We start from the raw sequence: 15,691 nt of genomic DNA, 5'->3' as shown, positions 1-15,691 counted from the left end.
TCATCTATATCTTTTAGTTATTCTTTTAAATACTTCAAATTCTATGTGGCAAGTATTTATATGTTTAAATTGCTTGGATGTCTTTTGGCAGGTCTCTTGGGGAATTGGTTTGATCTTTTGACCACTAGATAATGTTTTTACTTCTAATTCTATGGATTGCTCGAAATAGTAATGCTTATATATAGCTTTTTCAATTGATTCAGCAGTTGTTATTATCCCATGATTATCAAGTATCATCATTGTATTTTTTGCGCCAAGACTATTTGCAATTGCTTTACCTTCATTATCTAAAGCTAATCCATCGTAGTGATGATATGATATATCATCATAGAATCTTAATGATTGTTGATTAGTAAATTGCATGCCACATTCTAATGATGATAATATAACTCCATATTTACTATGTGTATGAATGATAGCGTTTATATCTTGTCTAGCTTTATATGTTTCCAAGTGGATATTAGCTGCTTGAGGCATTACCTTGTAACCATTATCTGAGATAATTTCTCCATTAGGAGTGACAGTAACTATATTTTTTTTAGTAACTTTATCAAAGGAAATATCATGAGGAGTTATAAGAATATCACCATCAGGTAATCTTGCAGATATATGAGTAGCTAGTAGATCATCCCAACCATAGTTATGAATTACATGGTGACACACAGCGAGTTTTTTTCTTAATTTTTTTTCTATAGACATATGTATTTAAATATTTCTAGTAATTAATTTAGTATAGTCATTAAAATATAAGATATGAAGAAAATAATAATGGCTAAAACTCTTTTTTTAAAATATTTGTTTCTAATATAAAATGCTGAATATTTTATTTTATTATAAAAGCTACCCAGTTAAGAAGAAGAGTGCTTGGATTCCATATGAATAGCGTAGCTATATATAATAACTAGAATGCAAAAAGAATCCCATTAAGATTATACAAATATCATCACGTAAAGAAGTTTTATAATACCCCATGAAATTTTAACAACAATTTTGAGAATTTAGTTCCTAAAGTAGCTAAACTATAAATGAGCAATTTAGGATAAATGTAAATGAGTAATAAGAGAAAAATATATACCGTTGAATTTAAGACTAAAGTTGTCTTGGAAGTATTGGGGAAAGATCAAACAATCACACAGTTATCAGTAAAATATAATATTACGCCCAAAAACATAAATAATTGAAAAACAGCCTTTTTAGAAAATGCTGAGTTGGCAATGGATCCATCCAAATCAGTATCACAATATAAAAAAGACAATGCAAAGCTTCAAACCAAGATAGATCAGTATTCTAAGAAGGTTGGACAACTAACAATTGAGAAGGAATTTCTTGAGGGAAAGCTCGTAAGCTTGGGATTATCTGATAGAAAAGCGATGATTGATCCTAAGCATAAATTATCTGTTGTAAAACAAAGTTGCTTATTAGAAGTTTCTAGAGCTGGTTTATATTACAAGCCTGTGGTTAACGAACATAAAGAAGAAGTAAAAGCAAAGCTTATACAGATACAAGATGAGATATACAAAAGAGTTTAAAGATGAAGCTGTTAAATTATGTTTACAACCAGATGCAAATAGACGAGAAATAGCAGATAACTTAGGGGTTAAATATAAAACCATTTGCAGTTGGATATCCAAAGCCATGTCAAACCCTCAGAAAGAAATAAAGATAGATTATAAAACGCAGTACCAGCAACTATCTTTTGAAAATACTGATTTGAAGAAAAAACTCAAACAGGCAGAAACAGAGCGTGAAATACTAAAAAAGGCAGCAGCGTACTTTGCAAAGCAAAATCTGTAAGGTACGCCTTTATTAAGGAGCATTATAAAGTTATGCCAGTAACAACACTATGTAAACCTTTGAATGTGAGCACATCTTCATATTACAGTTGGATTCATAAACCTATAGGTAAAAGGCAATATAATGATGCTGAACTAGATGATGCTATTTTAATGAACATAAATCTAGATATGGAAGTGTTAGGATATACAAAGAGCTTAAAGATATGGGTTGGAAAGTTACTCAACCTAGAGTATCTAAACGTATGAAATTACTTGGTTTACATGCTAAAGCGGCTCGTAAGCATAAGAAAACTACAGATTCTAACCACAACAAACATGTTTATGATAATTTATTAGAACAAAACTTCACTGCTTTATCTGTAAATCATAGGTGGGTTACAGATATAACTTATGTACCTACACAAGAGGGGTGGCTGTATCTTTGTGTGATTATAGATTTATTCTCAAGATCAGTTATTGGTTGGGCAATGGATTCTAGGATGAAAGCGGATTTAGTTTGTAATTCTTTAAATATGGCATTATTTAGAAGAAATTTTCCTAGTGGTGTGATTATACACTCTGATAAAGGGTCACAGTACTGTAGCAAACAATATCAAGACATTATTAAATAACACTGGCTACTATCAAGTATGAGCTCTAAAGGATGCTGTTACGATAATGCTGCTTGTGAAAGTTTCTTTGGAACTTTAAAAGTAGAGTTAGTACATGATGAAAGCTATAAAACTAGAGAAGAAGCTAAACTATCAATATTTGAATATATTGAAGCTTACTATAATACAAAAAGGAGACATTCTACAATAAATTATATGACTCCATATCAATTTGAATATATAATGGAAAATGAAGTAGTAAACTGTCCTAAATTGACGGGGTAGATCAAAATTCCTTTTATTTCCATTTTGGGTAAAGATGAAGAAATGAGGGTTTTTGCAGCTTTAGTGATCTGCTCTGGTATGGCTACTTTAACAGAGTTACTTGAGTTATCCTCTGCTTTAGGTGCGTTTGTTGGTGGGATGATAGTGGCAACTGTAGAGGAGACTGAGTGGGTAAGTCACAGTTTATCAACAGTTAAAACTATTTTTATGGCGTTGTTCTTCATCTCTATAGGAATGTTGATAGATCTTAAGTTATTTTGGGATCATATCTTAATGTTTTTGCTATTTTTATTATTGATTTTTACACTTAATACAACAATAAATACATTAATTTTTAAGGCTTTAAAACAGAGGTTAGATGAGGCGCTAATAGGAGGTGCAATGCTATCTCAAATTGGAGAGTTTAGTTTTGTACTAATTTCTATGGGATATGTCTCTGGCATATTAGATATAAATATATATCAATATAGCATTACTCTAATATCATTATCTTTATTATTTTGCCCACTATGGATTAGTAGTATAAATTTTTATACGAGAAATTTTATAAAAAGAAGAGAGGATAAATTTTATTTTAGAAGTTCTTTTAATATAATTAGGATGTATCTTTTTTAGTATATAAGTATAATATTTCGCACAATTAACTTTAGGATTAGCTATACATGCTTAGCTAGTATTTTTTATTGGTTAAATTAATTTTGGGAATAATGATGAAAGTTCTTGGTTTTGCAGCATCTAATAGTAAAAACTCAATAAATAATAAGTTAGTAGAATTTATTTTATCAAATATTGATAATGATAAAGAATTACTAAATATTATAGATTATAAAATGCCTATATATTCTATAGATTATGAAACAGATGTAGGTATACCGCCTCAAGCTCAAGACTTTCTCAATAAATTAGCAGAATTTGATTTAATATTAATTTCTCATGCTGAGCATAATGGTAACTATAGTGTTTTTTATAAAAAATTGCTCGATTGGTGTTCTCGTATATCAAGAGATATTTTTCAGAGTAAAGAGCTTGTTTTATTGGCAACATCTCCTGGTGGTATGGGAGGTAAGAATGTTTTAGAAATAGCTAGGAAGTCAGCATTGATATTTAATGGTGAGTTATGTTTTTCAATGTCTATACCTAATTTTTATGAAAATTTTAAAAATGATAAGTTATCAAATAGTGACCTTAAACAGCAACTTTTTAAGAATTTAAAAGATCTAGGAATTAATCTTTTAAGTATTTAGTTTTAAATAATAGTAATTTCTTATATTCTCTTATATAGGTAGATAAATTTATAAAATATATAAAAGAATGAAAGTTACAAAATATAGTTTAGTGGTAGGTTGGAGTATCTGGTCTATTGCAGTAGTTTTTTATGGACTAGATTATTTTCAACATACTGCACCGAGCGTTTTAATAAAACCTATAGCTTCAGATATGGGAGTAGGTATTGAAAATATCGCTTATATAATGAGTATATATTTTCCTATTTATGCTATATCTCAAGTTCCCGCAGGAATTCTTTTAGATAGGTATGGTTCAAGGCTAATGTTATCAGTATCATGTTTGATAATGAGCTTGGGAATTCTTTTATTTGTATACAACCCTAGTTTATACACAATGTTTATTGGTAGAGTTTTTATAGCTATAGGATCAGCAGTAGCTTTTATTGGCACATTAAAAGTAGCTTCAGATGTATTGCCAGAGAAATTCTTTCCTATAGCTGTAGGGCTTACAAATACAATAGGTGTTCTTGGAGGGATATTTGGTCAAGTTTTATTAGTATATTTAGTTGAGGTTTATAAATGGCAATTAGCTCTAGTAGCAATAGGATATTTTGGTATTTTATGGAGCATTATTATTGTGGTTTTTTTAAAATATTCAAGTAATCCTAATGATTCTATCAAGAATAAATCTAAATATTTAAATTTCTCTAGTAGTTTAAAGCTTTTACTAAATAAGAAACTTTGGTTATTAGCAATATATGCAGGTTTAATGGTCGGTATAGTAGTTAACTCATTTTCAGAACTATATGATGTGCTATTTTTAGAACAAGCATACCGATTATCAGAGCATACAGCAGCTCATGTTAGTATGATGTTGTTTGTAGGAATAGCCGTAGGTGGCCCATCTCATGGGTTTATAGCAGGTTTATTTGGTGAGAAAAGAGTATGGATGTTTATTTGTAATATAATTACCATATTAGCATTTTCCTCAATAGTAATTTTCCCAAGACTTATATCTGACGGGTCTCTATATATAATGTTTTTTATAATAGGTTTTTGTGTATCTAGTATGCTGTTAGCATTTTCTGTTGTTGAGGAAATATTTCCTACACAAATAAAAGCAACGGCTTTAGCTATAGTTAATATGGTTATAGGTTTATGTGGAGCAGTGTTTCAGTACCTTATAAGTTATATTAGCGTATATCTAAATGGAGGAGCACTACAAGCAAATATAAATATAAAAGTCTTTGATAAAGCTTTTGTTTATTTAATAGTACCATTGCTATTTAGTACTATTATAATTTTCATCCTTGTCTTAGACAAGTTTAAAACAAGACAAGTTTAAAACAAGACAAGTTTAAAACAAGACAAGTTTAAAACAAGACAAGTTAATTTGGATAATCTTGATGAGGCCTAAGGCTATTTTTTTAAGAAAATAACTTCTTTTATTGAGCGGCAGAATGTTTCTTTTATACAAAATATACTAATTAAAATACCTAAAGCTGTAAAAATAAGTAATAAGCTTAAGCTTGATTGATAGCTCTGTATGGTTATACTTTTACCTTGGTCAGAAAATAGGTCAAAAACTTCACTAATAATCGGTGAACCGATACCTACAGAAAACATAATTAAAAAGTTATTAACTCCAAGAGCAGCAGCTCTATAGTTAGAGTTTGATTGTTCAGCTATAATCGCAAAGCCAATGCTTTGCCCACTAGCACCAATACCTAAACAAATAAATGCTAAATACAATATAAATTTGTTAATCGGGAAGAATATTATTGTCACTAATGATACAAAGGTTAGACAAATTGCAAAAATCATTATAGGCTTTCTTCTTCTAATTCTATCTGATATTGCCCCAAGTCCAGGACAACCAATCCCATAACCAAGCCAAGCTAAAGTAATCAAATAAGATGCGAATTTAAAATCAAAACCATTAAGTTTTAAAAAACTTGTAGTAGCATTTTCAGATAAATACTCTATAGCTAAGTAGGTAGTAGCAGAAAACACTGCTATTAACCAAACTTGCTTGTTAGAAAAGATATTTTTTGTTTCAGTTACGATAGATTTAGGGCTGTCTAAGAAAATAAATCTATTTTTACTTGCACTAATTGCTGGATCATTATTTTTAACAATAAATACTGTCAATATAGCTAGTATTACACCTATAATTGCCAACACGATAAAGACATAACGCCAGTTTATTCCGCTTGCTTGAGATAATGATTCTAAAGGGCCAGCAGCTAACATTGGTCCCATAATTCCAATAAATTGAGAAAGACCTATAAATAGGCCTATGTGTTTATGTGGTAACCAATCATAAACTGCGATAAGTAAACATAAGAATCCAAAAGAAGCACCAAAACCTATCATTACTCTATATATAAGAGCAGTAGTAAAACTATTACATAATCCAAATAGACCAACACCTAGTGCACAGACTAGTATTGCTAAAGTAAGAGCTTTCTTAAGCCCGAGTTTATCCGTTATTATTCCTACTGGTATTTGCATTATTCCATATGTAAGTTGATAGGCTGTAGAACTTAAAATACTAAATGTAAGTATACTAAGATCTAAGTCTGTAATAATTTGATGCTCAAATGTGCCTAAGATAGTTCTAAGTAAAAACTCATACATAAAAAATACAGCACAAGTGAGCCATATGGATAATGCTAAAAAAGATAATTTATTATTCATCACTAAAATTTTCTTTTGTTATCTCTTCCCAATTTTCTATTTTAGCTTCTGCTTTTTCATCATCTTGAAAAGATGATACTTTAAAAACCTGATCACCTTCTTTAATCATAGGATAGTTATTGATACCAAGAACTATTCCGTCTATAGGAGATTTTAGATGAATACTGTCATCATTACCAAAAGGGTCAATAAGCTTACCTATTTTTTGACCTTCTTTGACTCTTGTGCCAAGCTCTATTTCAGTTCTTAATATTCCAGATTTATCAGAAACTGTCCATTCGGTATCTTCAGAAACAACTGGTTTAACTTGTTGAATAAACTTCTCATCCTCTAATAGTTTTAATTTTCGCATTACATTTTGAATACCTGCTATACCAACATTAATATCTTCTTCATTAAATTTATTTGCTTCACCAGCTTCATAGCAAATAAAAGGAATATGTAAGTCTTGATGGATTTTACGAACACTTGATTTATTCATATTTACAGCTGTTATTACAGGAGCTTGGAATGCTCTTGCCATAATTATTGAATCTTCATCTTCACTATTAAAATACACTTGAGGTAAAATTTCATTATTTGATCCACCTGCTTTAATTTGAATAGAGTAGTTTACTTTTTTAATAATTTCTTGGGTTACTCTATAAGCATAACGATGCATATAAGAGCCATATTCATCACCTGGGAATGCTTGATCTAGAGGGATTGAATGCTTCATAGAATGTACTAGCCCAAATATGTTCAATACAGGAATAGCAACAATAGTTCCATGCATTTTTTTAGGGTTTGTTCTTTCTAATAGTGAGTTAATGATTTCTATACTATTAAATTCATCACCATTAACCATACCAAAAACTAAGATACAAGGTCCTTCTTTGACACCGTTAAGAATTTTTATTGGAAGATACATTGGAGCGCAAGAATATTGACTAGGAAGTGGCATAGCTAGAGTAGCCATTTCACCAGGTTGAAATACTTTATCAAAAATTTTAAATTTCATAAATTATAGATACCATAAGACTAAATATTTATTTTGAGTAACAGGCCTGCAGTATAGCAAAGTATTGTTTTTAATTCAAAAGAGGTGTTTGAGCGATAGTATTTAAAGGTTCATAATGTAAAGTTCAGGAAAATATATTTCAAATTTAACAATTGCACCTTTCAATAGTAAAAAAAAACATTAAAATTAGTAGGTGTATATGTGTAATTTTGAAGGTTTTGATAAAATGTCTGAAGATTTGATGATTTTTAGTGGTAATGCTTCTAAAAAGCTTGCTTGTGAAGTGGCTAAAGAGTTAGGTGCAACATTAGGTAATGCTACTGTTGATAGATTTAAAGATGGTGAAATTCATGTTGTATTAAATGAAAATGTTCGTGGTAAAGATGTTTTTGTTATTCAGTCAACTTGTCCACCATCAGATAACTTAATGGAATTAATACTTCTAATTGATGCACTTAAAAGGTCTTCTGCTGAAAGAGTTACTGCTGTACTACCATATTTTGGTTATGCAAGACAAGATAGAAGATCAAAATCTGCTAGAGTTCCAATATCTGCTAAAGTTGTTGCTAATTTGCTCCAAGCTGTTGGTTTAGATAGAATTTTATCCGTAGATATTCACGCGGAACAAATTCAAGGTTTCTTTGATATTCCATTTGACAATGCTTTCGCTACAAAGATTTTCTTAGAATATGTACGTAATAATCCGGCTAAATATGAAAATATTAAAATAGTATCTCCTGATATGGGAGGAGTTGTTAGAGCTAGATCTGTTGCTAAAAACTTAGGTGTTGAAATAGCTGTAGTTGATAAAAGAAGACCTAAGCCAAACGTTGCTGAAGTTATGAATATTATTGGTGAAGTTGAAGGTAAGCATTGTATCCTTGTTGATGATATTATGGATACTGGTGGAACTATGTGTCAAGCAGCTAAAGCTTTAGTTGAAAAGGGTGGTGCTGCAAAAGTTTCGGCTTTTTGTGTTCACCCTTTACTTTCAGGAGATGTTATTAAAAATATACAAGATTCTGCTATTGAGGAACTTATTGTTACTGACTCTATTCCTCTTAAACCTCATGCAGAAGCTTGTAGTAGAGTTAAAGTTATATCATTAGCACCATTATTGGCTCAAATCGTAGAGAAAACAAATGGAGAGGAATCTGTAAGTGATATATTTAGAACTGACGGTCTAGTTGATTAATTACTTGAATTAGTAACTGTAATCTAATACAATAGCACGGTTAATCTAGGGTCGCATAGGTTAACAAGCTTATTTACTAAAGAAATATAAATAAACAAAAGGAATCTAACAATGGCAAATTTCATTTTAAAAGCAGAAAGAAGAGATGATTTAGGTACTGGTGCGAGCCGCCGTCTAAGAAGAGCTGGTAAAATCCCAGCTGTTATATATGGTGGTGACAAAGAAGCTATATCTGTAGTTATGGATCATGATAAGGTATTACACTCTACAGAAGATAAAGCATTTTTCTCAAGCGAGATAATTTTAGAAATTAATGGACAAGAAGAAAAAGTAATAATCAAAGCTTTACAGAGACATCCGTACAAAGTCAAGTTAGTTCATGCTGACTTTATGAGGGTGTAAATTTTATAATTATTTATCTTTAATCTTCTTTTTTGAAAGAAATCTTGTGTTAGAATAAGTTTTACTTATTAGTTCATAATTAAAAATATGAGTACTTATTCTGTAGTTATTATCTTATTTATTTTAGTTTGTATATCAGCTTTCTTTTCAAGTTCTGAAACTGCGATGATGGCTTTGAATAAATATAAATTAAAACATTTAGCAAAAAAAAACCATAAAGGTGCAAAGAGAAGCTTATCCTTGGTTCGAAATCCTGAGAAGCTGTTGGTTGCTATTCTTATTGGTAATACTTTTGCTAATATTTTTGCTGGAACTGTTATCTCATCTTATTCAGAAGATCATTTTGGAGATTTTGGTTTATTAATTTCAACAATTATTGTAACAATATTAGTATTAGTATTTGGTGAAATAATTCCAAAATCATTTGCTGCTGTATATCCACAAAGATTAGCATTTCCTTTTTCTTTGCCACTTAGACTGATTATGTTGGCTTTATATCCTGTTGTTATTTTTTTGAGTACAATTTCAAAACTGACGTTAAAAATTTTTGGAGTTAAAATAGAGCCTGTAAATAATGAGTCTTTGGATAAAGAAGAAATTCATACAGTCGTACATGAGTCAAATGCTAAACTAGGAGCTAAGAATAAGAATATGCTTTTAGGTGTTTTAGAATTAGATAAAATACTAGTTCAAGAAGTAATGACTCATTTTAATAAAATAGAATATATTGATTTAAATAACTCAATAGATAAGATTTTAGTAAGAGTCTCAAAGATTAAATCATTAAATATAATTCTTTGTGAAAGCGGTGTAAATAATATAATAGGAACTATTAAACTAAAGGATATAACTAATTTATTAATAGCTTCAAAAAAAACAAATATAACAAAATCTAATCTACGTAAAATTGCCCAACAACCTTATTTTATTCCGGAGACTGTTTCTTTACAAACTCAACTAATGAATTTTCAAAAAAAGAGTAAACGTTTTGCTGTAGTTGTTGATGAATATGGTGATGTAACAGGGGTAGTAACTATTGAAGATATTATGGAGGAGATTGTTGGAGAATTCTCGGATAGGTTTGATGTAAATAATAATATTCGTAAAATTGATGAAACTAGCTATTTAATAGGAGGTAGTGCAACTCTTAGAGAGATAAACCGCCACATTGGCATTGAATTTGAGAGCGAAGATGCTAAAACATTATCAGGTCTTATTATTGAAGAAATTGAAAATTTACCATCTGGGCCATGTTGTATTAAATATGGAAATACTCTTCTTGAAATAACAAATATTATAGATAATAAAATTATTTCAATAAAATTAAATATTCTTTAGAAAAAGTATTTTAAAAAGAAGTTTTAAATCCTGTAAAACCTGGACCTAAACTAATTTCTGTATTGTCAGATACATCAGTGTTTATTACTCCTGGGCTATAATCGGTAGTTTTTTTGATATTATCATGGCTAATATTTTCGTCATCAATGTGATCATATTTATTTTTTAAGTGGTGAATATTTAAAGTAAGTATTATACTCTTTAGATAATAATTATTGATATTTTCAATATAAGAACAATTACCTAATTTAAAATTACTTAGTAATAGTGATCTACCCCGTCAATTTGGGACAGTTTACTACTTCATTTTCCATTATATATTCAAATTGATATGGAGTCATATAATTTATTGTAGAATGTCTCCTTTTTGTATTATAGTAAGCTTCAATATATTCAAATATTGATAGTTTAGCTTCTTCTCTAGTTTTATATCTTTCATCATGTACTAACTCTACTTTTAAAGTTCCAAAGAAACTTTCACAAGCAGCATTATCGTAACAGCATCCTTTAGAGCTCATACTTGATAGTAGCCAGTGTTCTTTAATAATGTCTTGATATTGTTTGCTACAGTACTGTGACCCTTTATCAGAGTGTATAATCACACCACTAGGAAAATTTCTTCTAAATAATGCCATATTTAAAGAATTACAAACTAAATCCGCTTTCATCCTAGAATCCATTGCCCAACCAATAACTGATCTTGAGAATAAATCTATAATCACACAAAGATACAGCCACCCCTCTTGTGTAGGTACATAAGTTATATCTGTAACCCACCTATGATTTACAGATAAAGCAGTGAAGTTTTGTTCTAATAAATTATCATAAACATGTTTGTTGTGGTTAGAATCTGTAGTTTTCTTATGCTTACGAGCCGCTTTAGCATGTAAACCAAGTAATTTCATACGTTTAGATACTCTAGGTTGAGTAACTTTCCAACCCATATCTTTAAGCTCTTTGTATATCCTAACACTTCCATATCTAGATTTATGTTCATTAAAATAGCATCATCTAGTTCAGCATCATTATATTGCCTTTTACCTATAGGTTTATGAATCCATCTGTAATATGAAGATGTGCTCACATTCAAAGATTTACATAGTGTTGTTACTGGCATAACTTTATAATGCTCCTTAATAAAGGCGTACCTTACAGATTTTGCTTTGCAAAGTACGCTGCTGACTTTTTTAGTATTTCACGCTCTGTTTCTGCCTGTTTGAGTTTTTTCTTCAAATCAGTATTTTCAAAAGATAGTTGCTGGTACTGCGTTTTATAATCTATCTTTATTTCTTTCTGAGGGTTTGACATGGCTTTGGATATCCAACTGCAAATGGTTTTATATTTAACCCCTAAGTTATCTGCTATTTCTCGTCTATTTGCATCTGGTTGTAAACATAATTTAACAGCTTCATCTTTAAACTCTTTTGTATATCTCATCTTGTCTCCTTTTCTTAATACCTAAGTGTCCCAAATAGGAGGGTATGATCATAATTGAAAATATTGTTTAATTTATTGGGGTAGTATATTGATAGTTTGGTAGAGTAAATGAAATGTTACATCCAGTAATTAGAATAATTGATGATAAGACAAAAGTGTAAATATTGATTATTTTCTTTAGCATTTTATAGTTAGGTAACTATACATTAAATCTAAAATTTACAACATCGCCATCTTTCATTATGTAGTCTTTGCCTTCTAAACGGGCTTTTCCTGCTTCTTTTGCACCTTTTTCACCTTTAAATTGGATATAATCATCATATGAGATAACCTCAGCACGAATAAAGCCTTTTTCAAAATCTGTGTGAATGACACCGGCTGCTTGTGGAGCAGTGGCACCAATAGGTATAGTCCAAGCCCTAACTTCTTTAACACCAGCAGTTAGGTAAGTATGAAGATTTAAAAGAGTGTAACCAGCTTTAATAACTCTATCAAGTCCAGTTTCTGTAAGCCCCATATCTGCCAAGAACTCTAGTTTTTCATCAGGTTCTAACTGGGAAATTTCTTGTTCCATAGCTGCACAAACTGGCACAACATTTGAATTTTCAGATTTAGCATACTCTGTAACTTTATCTAGAAAAGGATTGTTTTCAAAGCCATTATCATTAACGTTGGCAATATATAGTACAGGCTTACTAGTTAGTAGAGGAGTTTGTTTTAACCATTTAGTCTCATCTTCAGTTAGCTCAAATGTTCTAGCAGGATGCTCTAACTCTAAATGCTCTTTTAACTTTGTGTAGAACTCAGCTTTAGTTAGAGCTTCTTTATTTCCTGATTTTTTCATTTTTGCAAATCTTTGAATTGCTTTATCACAAGATTCAATATCTGCTAATATTAATTCCATATTGATAGTATTAATATCATCAATAGGATCAACTTGACCACTTACATGAATGATATTATCATCTTCAAAACATCTTACTACATGAGCTATAGCATCAGTTTCACGAATATTAGCTAAAAATTTATTACCAAGTCCTTCACCCTTGCTTGCTCCTGCAACAAGACCAGCAATATCTACAAACTCCATTGTTGTTGGTAATATTTTCTCTGGGTTAACGATCTTAGCAAGTTCATTAAGTCTTTGGTCAGGTACTGAAACAATACCAACATTTGGATCAATTGTACAAAAAGGGTAGTTTTCAGCATCAATACCTGCTTCTGTTAAAGCATTAAAAAGAGTTGATTTTCCTACATTTGGTAATCCAACAATACCACATTTAAATCCCATTAGTTTAGTCCTTTATGTTTTTATCTCAAAAAAAGAATGTAGGAACAAGTAGAAATTTGTCCTTACAGTATATTAATTACAATATAGTAGATTATTATTGAACCATTCCATAATGTAATGCTTATTTTGTATGAAGCCTTTGCATGGCAGGCTCAAGTTTGTAGTTCATTATATCATCTAAAACATATATAGCATTATTAATAGATTCATCTATCAAATTTTTCTGTTGGACAGAAGGATTTGATAAGACATAGTTTGAAACTTTTGATTTATGCCCAGGGTGACCAATACCTATTCTTAGACGCAAATAATTATTAGTACCTAAATGTTGATGAATGCTTCTAAGGCCATTATGCCCGCCATGCCCACCATCTTTTTTAAGGCGAATCTGTCCACAGTCTATATCTAATTCGTCATGGATAACAAGTATTTCTTCAGGTTTGATTTTATAGAAATTAGCTACTTTACTAACTGCAAGACCACTGTTATTCATATATGTTGTTGGAAACACTAATAAAACATTACTATGAGCTAAACTAACTTTAGCAATATTTGAATTAAGTTTTGAATTTGAACTAAAACTTTCATTTTGTTCTTTGGCTATTTCTGTGATAAGCCATTCACCAACATTATGACGAGTATTTTCATATTCTTTGCCTATATTTCCTAGGCCAACTATCATTTTTATCTTAGGCATTTTTTTTACTATTAAAGTTATCAAAAAGTATTTTAGCTACTTCTCGTATGACCTTATTATTAGGTTTTGCATTTTTATTTGGCTGGGTATAGAAAATAGCCATAATGATTGCTTTATCATTATTAGGCCAAATAATAGCTACATCATTTGTTGAACCATAATCACAAGTTCCAGTTTTATCACCAATTTTCCAATCTTTTGGAAGTTCTGCAGCTATACGATTACTTCCAGTATTATTTTCTTCTAACCATTTTTTAAATAGAGTTCGATGTTTTTTATCAAGAATATTTTTACTAAAAGCAATCTTATTTAAATCTCTAACTATTATTTTGGGAGTAGTTTTATTTAAATTATTATTTAGACTAATATCGTTAATTTTAGGCTCTAAAGCTGTGATTTTCGTAGCGTGATCTTTTAAAGATAAAATGAAAGTGCTTAGTTTCTTTAAGCCTCCTAGTTTATCTATGAGAAGGTTTGTTGCTGTGTTATCACTTAAAATAGAAGCTTTACAAAGTTGTCTAACTGTTATTTCTTTGCCAATGTGTTTTTTAGTGATAGGAGAATACCCAACTATTTGATTTCCTGAAATTCTAATTTTTTCATCTAATAAATTACTATCAGCCATACTTTCTTTAAGAATAGCACCAACTACAAGAAATTTATAAATACTACATATAGGAAAATAAAAAGTTTCATTATGAGAGAAGTTTTGCCCATTATTACGATTTATAGTGTAAACACCAACCTTACCACCATAATGGCTTTCTATTTTATGTATATTATTTGATATATTAATATTTCTATTAGACGTTGCAAAAGCTAAATTTACGATTAAAAGGGTGAGTAAACTAAAAATTATTTTATTCATATAAGATAAACCTAAAATTGGTTTGATGTTAGAAGCAAAAATTCATTAATTTTTTTGATATTATCATTTTTTGCAATTTCTGCATCTGTCAATGGTAATTTATTTCCTCCAGAAATCTTTAAGGCATCTTGAGGAGTTTTGTATAAAATAGTAGGAAATCCTTGAATATATTTAGATAATTTCATGTTATCTTTTGCTTTTTCATTAGCACTAGTCTTATCTTTATCATAAGTTTTTGTTTTATGATATCTAATTAGAGCTTGTAAAGGGTCTTTAGAGTTAAATAAGCTTTTAACTATCGCTGGACTATTATGCAATGCACCAAGAGGAATCCAACGAACAGCTAATTGACCAGATTTTATAGCAGGTTGAGTAGCTTCAAAAAGGCGATTACAATAGCTACAGCTTGGATCAATTACAGCATAAAACTTATGAGGGGCATTATTACTACCTTGTTGAATATATGAAGCATATTTTTTTATATTTAAGTATAGTTCATTTGCCTTAGGACTTGATGTAAAGTAATTTGTATAAATTTGGTTCAGATTTGTTAGTTTATTTTCTCTTCTATCCCAAACTAAAAGTTGACCATTTACAATTACACTACCATCCTCACTTGTAAATGTAACGGTGCGTTTACTTGGATTTTTTTTATCCTGAAGAATATATGCCTCAAGATGAAGACCAGTATCGAATGATTTGATAACCTTATATTGTGGAAATGCTTGCTCAACAATATATAAGCCTTGTTTATTTCCAGATAATGATTTGTTTAGACTAGTAGTACTAAATATATATAATATGAGTACTATAATAACGATAACTAAAGTTAAAATAGAGAAATCTTTCTTTTGCATCTAAGAGTT

The 15,691-nt window shown here is 30.0% G+C and carries 21 protein-coding genes and 1 pseudogene; 12 read left to right on the top strand and 10 right to left on the bottom strand.

What is annotated here, in order from left to right:
• Positions 1-699, bottom strand: coding sequence for a class II aldolase/adducin family protein (locus CDV26_RS06925; RefSeq protein WP_088772653.1), 699 nt, complete (start codon positions 697-699; stop codon positions 1-3).
• A gap of 350 nt (positions 700-1,049) precedes the next feature.
• On the opposite strand from CDV26_RS06925, the gene CDV26_RS13590 reads away from it, so the two are divergent.
• The 9 genes and pseudogenes from CDV26_RS13590 to CDV26_RS06890 all read left to right on the top strand — a co-directional run bounded on the left by CDV26_RS13590 (position 1,050) and on the right by CDV26_RS06890 (position 5,242).
• Positions 1,050-1,181 carry a transposase gene (locus CDV26_RS13590; RefSeq protein WP_169709695.1) on the top strand — a complete coding sequence of 44 codons (132 nt, stop codon included), beginning with the start codon at positions 1,050-1,052 and terminating at the stop codon, positions 1,179-1,181.
• 33 nt (positions 1,182-1,214) lie between these two features.
• Entirely contained in the window at positions 1,215-1,529 is a 315-nt protein-coding gene (locus CDV26_RS06920) for a hypothetical protein (RefSeq protein WP_088772652.1), read from the top strand.
• Complete coding sequence (locus CDV26_RS06915; RefSeq protein ID WP_088771627.1) at positions 1,507-1,794, top strand: transposase; 288 nt, start codon at positions 1,507-1,509, stop codon at positions 1,792-1,794. Before CDV26_RS06920 ends, CDV26_RS06915 begins: the two co-directional genes overlap by 23 nt.
• Positions 1,795-1,826: 32 nt before the next feature.
• Complete coding sequence (locus CDV26_RS12145; protein WP_088772111.1) at positions 1,827-2,042, top strand: hypothetical protein; 216 nt, start codon at positions 1,827-1,829, stop codon at positions 2,040-2,042.
• Complete coding sequence (locus tag CDV26_RS06910; protein WP_088772651.1) at positions 2,000-2,407, top strand: IS3 family transposase; 408 nt, start codon at positions 2,000-2,002, stop codon at positions 2,405-2,407. The genes CDV26_RS12145 and CDV26_RS06910 overlap by 43 nt, the downstream gene beginning before the upstream one ends.
• A gap of 18 nt (positions 2,408-2,425) precedes the next feature.
• Positions 2,426-2,671, top strand: a complete 246-nt coding sequence (locus CDV26_RS06905) for an IS3 family transposase (protein WP_088771625.1) — start codon at positions 2,426-2,428, stop codon at positions 2,669-2,671.
• Positions 2,672-3,286: pseudogene (locus CDV26_RS06900) on the top strand (cation:proton antiporter domain-containing protein); the annotation flags it as partial.
• 95 nt (positions 3,287-3,381) lie between these two features.
• On the top strand, positions 3,382-3,915 hold the full coding sequence (locus CDV26_RS06895) for an NADPH-dependent FMN reductase (protein ID WP_088772650.1): 534 nt from the start codon (positions 3,382-3,384) through the stop codon (positions 3,913-3,915).
• A gap of 67 nt (positions 3,916-3,982) precedes the next feature.
• The gene (locus tag CDV26_RS06890; RefSeq protein WP_088772649.1) at positions 3,983-5,242 is read left to right on the top strand and encodes an MFS transporter; all 1,260 of its coding nucleotides are present in this window, start codon (positions 3,983-3,985) and stop codon (positions 5,240-5,242) included.
• Positions 5,243-5,316: 74 nt separating this feature from the next.
• Here CDV26_RS06890 and CDV26_RS06885 read toward each other — a convergent pair whose 3' ends face one another.
• Positions 5,317-6,597 (bottom strand): MFS transporter, encoded by a 1,281-nt coding sequence (locus CDV26_RS06885; protein ID WP_088772648.1) that lies wholly within the window; start codon positions 6,595-6,597, stop codon positions 5,317-5,319.
• Positions 6,590-7,597, bottom strand: a complete 1,008-nt coding sequence (locus tag CDV26_RS06880) for a succinylglutamate desuccinylase/aspartoacylase family protein (protein WP_088772647.1) — start codon at positions 7,595-7,597, stop codon at positions 6,590-6,592. Before CDV26_RS06880 ends, CDV26_RS06885 begins: the two co-directional genes overlap by 8 nt.
• A gap of 226 nt (positions 7,598-7,823) precedes the next feature.
• Here CDV26_RS06880 and CDV26_RS06875 point away from each other — a divergent pair, with 226 nt between their 5' ends.
• The 3 genes from CDV26_RS06875 to CDV26_RS06865 all read left to right on the top strand — a co-directional run bounded on the left by CDV26_RS06875 (position 7,824) and on the right by CDV26_RS06865 (position 10,532).
• Complete coding sequence (locus CDV26_RS06875; protein WP_088773471.1) at positions 7,824-8,792, top strand: ribose-phosphate pyrophosphokinase; 969 nt, start codon at positions 7,824-7,826, stop codon at positions 8,790-8,792.
• Between the two features lie 111 nt (positions 8,793-8,903).
• On the top strand, positions 8,904-9,194 hold the full coding sequence (gene rplY / locus CDV26_RS06870) for a 50S ribosomal protein L25 (protein ID WP_088772646.1): 291 nt from the start codon (positions 8,904-8,906) through the stop codon (positions 9,192-9,194).
• A gap of 87 nt (positions 9,195-9,281) precedes the next feature.
• A complete protein-coding gene (locus tag CDV26_RS06865; RefSeq protein WP_088772645.1) occupies positions 9,282-10,532 on the top strand; it encodes an HlyC/CorC family transporter in 1,251 nt (416 codons plus the stop codon).
• 272 nt (positions 10,533-10,804) lie between these two features.
• Here the strand turns inward: CDV26_RS06865 and CDV26_RS06860 are convergent, their stop codons facing one another.
• From CDV26_RS06860 to CDV26_RS06830, 7 genes are all read right to left on the bottom strand, one after another.
• Positions 10,805-11,476, bottom strand: coding sequence for an IS3 family transposase (locus tag CDV26_RS06860; protein ID WP_088773470.1), 672 nt, complete (start codon positions 11,474-11,476; stop codon positions 10,805-10,807).
• Entirely contained in the window at positions 11,434-11,649 is a 216-nt protein-coding gene (locus CDV26_RS06855) for a hypothetical protein (RefSeq protein WP_088771820.1), read from the bottom strand. Before CDV26_RS06855 ends, CDV26_RS06860 begins: the two co-directional genes overlap by 43 nt.
• A 32-nt stretch (positions 11,650-11,681) precedes the next feature.
• Positions 11,682-11,969 carry a transposase gene (locus CDV26_RS06850; RefSeq protein WP_088771550.1) on the bottom strand — a complete coding sequence of 96 codons (288 nt, stop codon included), beginning with the start codon at positions 11,967-11,969 and terminating at the stop codon, positions 11,682-11,684.
• 199 nt (positions 11,970-12,168) lie between these two features.
• Complete coding sequence (gene ychF / locus CDV26_RS06845) at positions 12,169-13,260, bottom strand: redox-regulated ATPase YchF (protein WP_088772644.1); 1,092 nt, start codon at positions 13,258-13,260, stop codon at positions 12,169-12,171.
• A gap of 121 nt (positions 13,261-13,381) precedes the next feature.
• The gene (pth, locus tag CDV26_RS06840) at positions 13,382-13,957 is read right to left on the bottom strand and encodes an aminoacyl-tRNA hydrolase (RefSeq protein WP_088773469.1); all 576 of its coding nucleotides are present in this window, start codon (positions 13,955-13,957) and stop codon (positions 13,382-13,384) included.
• Complete coding sequence (gene bla, locus CDV26_RS06835; RefSeq protein WP_088772643.1) at positions 13,950-14,825, bottom strand: class A beta-lactamase; 876 nt, start codon at positions 14,823-14,825, stop codon at positions 13,950-13,952. The genes pth and bla overlap by 8 nt, the downstream gene beginning before the upstream one ends.
• Before the next feature lie 11 nt (positions 14,826-14,836).
• Positions 14,837-15,682, bottom strand: coding sequence for a DsbC family protein (locus CDV26_RS06830; protein WP_088772642.1), 846 nt, complete (start codon positions 15,680-15,682; stop codon positions 14,837-14,839).
• Between the last annotated feature and the right edge of the window lie 9 nt (positions 15,683-15,691).

It is taken from the genome of Francisella halioticida (assembly GCF_002211785.1).
Taxonomy (GTDB): domain Bacteria; phylum Pseudomonadota; class Gammaproteobacteria; order Francisellales; family Francisellaceae; genus Francisella; species Francisella halioticida.
The sequence above is the reverse complement of the archived record's forward strand: the minus strand, read 5'-3'. Positions and strand labels throughout refer to the sequence as shown.

What these genes read in the sequence shown, in the direction of transcription:
- rplY (WP_088772646.1), top strand. Translation starts at nt 8,904, where the DNA reads ATGGCAAATTTCATTTTAAAAGCAGAAAGAAGAGATGATTTAGGTACT.
- CDV26_RS06850 (WP_088771550.1), bottom strand. Translation starts at nt 11,969, where the DNA reads ATGAGATATACAAAAGAGTTTAAAGATGAAGCTGTTAAATTATGTTTA.
- CDV26_RS12145 (WP_088772111.1), top strand. Translation starts at nt 1,827, where the DNA reads ATGCCAGTAACAACACTATGTAAACCTTTGAATGTGAGCACATCTTCA.
- CDV26_RS13590 (WP_169709695.1), top strand. Translation starts at nt 1,050, where the DNA reads ATGAGTAATAAGAGAAAAATATATACCGTTGAATTTAAGACTAAAGTT.
- CDV26_RS06925 (WP_088772653.1), bottom strand. Translation starts at nt 699, where the DNA reads ATGTCTATAGAAAAAAAATTAAGAAAAAAACTCGCTGTGTGTCACCAT.
- CDV26_RS06860 (WP_088773470.1), bottom strand. Translation starts at nt 11,476, where the DNA reads ATGGGTTGGAAAGTTACTCAACCTAGAGTATCTAAACGTATGAAATTA.
- bla (WP_088772643.1), bottom strand. Translation starts at nt 14,825, where the DNA reads ATGAATAAAATAATTTTTAGTTTACTCACCCTTTTAATCGTAAATTTA.
- pth (WP_088773469.1), bottom strand. Translation starts at nt 13,957, where the DNA reads ATGCCTAAGATAAAAATGATAGTTGGCCTAGGAAATATAGGCAAAGAA.
- ychF (WP_088772644.1), bottom strand. Translation starts at nt 13,260, where the DNA reads ATGGGATTTAAATGTGGTATTGTTGGATTACCAAATGTAGGAAAATCA.
- CDV26_RS06865 (WP_088772645.1), top strand. Translation starts at nt 9,282, where the DNA reads ATGAGTACTTATTCTGTAGTTATTATCTTATTTATTTTAGTTTGTATA.
- CDV26_RS06920 (WP_088772652.1), top strand. Translation starts at nt 1,215, where the DNA reads ATGGATCCATCCAAATCAGTATCACAATATAAAAAAGACAATGCAAAG.
- CDV26_RS06880 (WP_088772647.1), bottom strand. Translation starts at nt 7,597, where the DNA reads ATGAAATTTAAAATTTTTGATAAAGTATTTCAACCTGGTGAAATGGCT.
- CDV26_RS06915 (WP_088771627.1), top strand. Translation starts at nt 1,507, where the DNA reads ATGAGATATACAAAAGAGTTTAAAGATGAAGCTGTTAAATTATGTTTA.
- CDV26_RS06830 (WP_088772642.1), bottom strand. Translation starts at nt 15,682, where the DNA reads ATGCAAAAGAAAGATTTCTCTATTTTAACTTTAGTTATCGTTATTATA.
- CDV26_RS06910 (WP_088772651.1), top strand. Translation starts at nt 2,000, where the DNA reads ATGGGTTGGAAAGTTACTCAACCTAGAGTATCTAAACGTATGAAATTA.
- CDV26_RS06885 (WP_088772648.1), bottom strand. Translation starts at nt 6,597, where the DNA reads ATGAATAATAAATTATCTTTTTTAGCATTATCCATATGGCTCACTTGT.
- CDV26_RS06875 (WP_088773471.1), top strand. Translation starts at nt 7,824, where the DNA reads ATGTCTGAAGATTTGATGATTTTTAGTGGTAATGCTTCTAAAAAGCTT.
- CDV26_RS06895 (WP_088772650.1), top strand. Translation starts at nt 3,382, where the DNA reads ATGAAAGTTCTTGGTTTTGCAGCATCTAATAGTAAAAACTCAATAAAT.
- CDV26_RS06905 (WP_088771625.1), top strand. Translation starts at nt 2,426, where the DNA reads ATGAGCTCTAAAGGATGCTGTTACGATAATGCTGCTTGTGAAAGTTTC.
- CDV26_RS06890 (WP_088772649.1), top strand. Translation starts at nt 3,983, where the DNA reads ATGAAAGTTACAAAATATAGTTTAGTGGTAGGTTGGAGTATCTGGTCT.
- CDV26_RS06855 (WP_088771820.1), bottom strand. Translation starts at nt 11,649, where the DNA reads ATGCCAGTAACAACACTATGTAAATCTTTGAATGTGAGCACATCTTCA.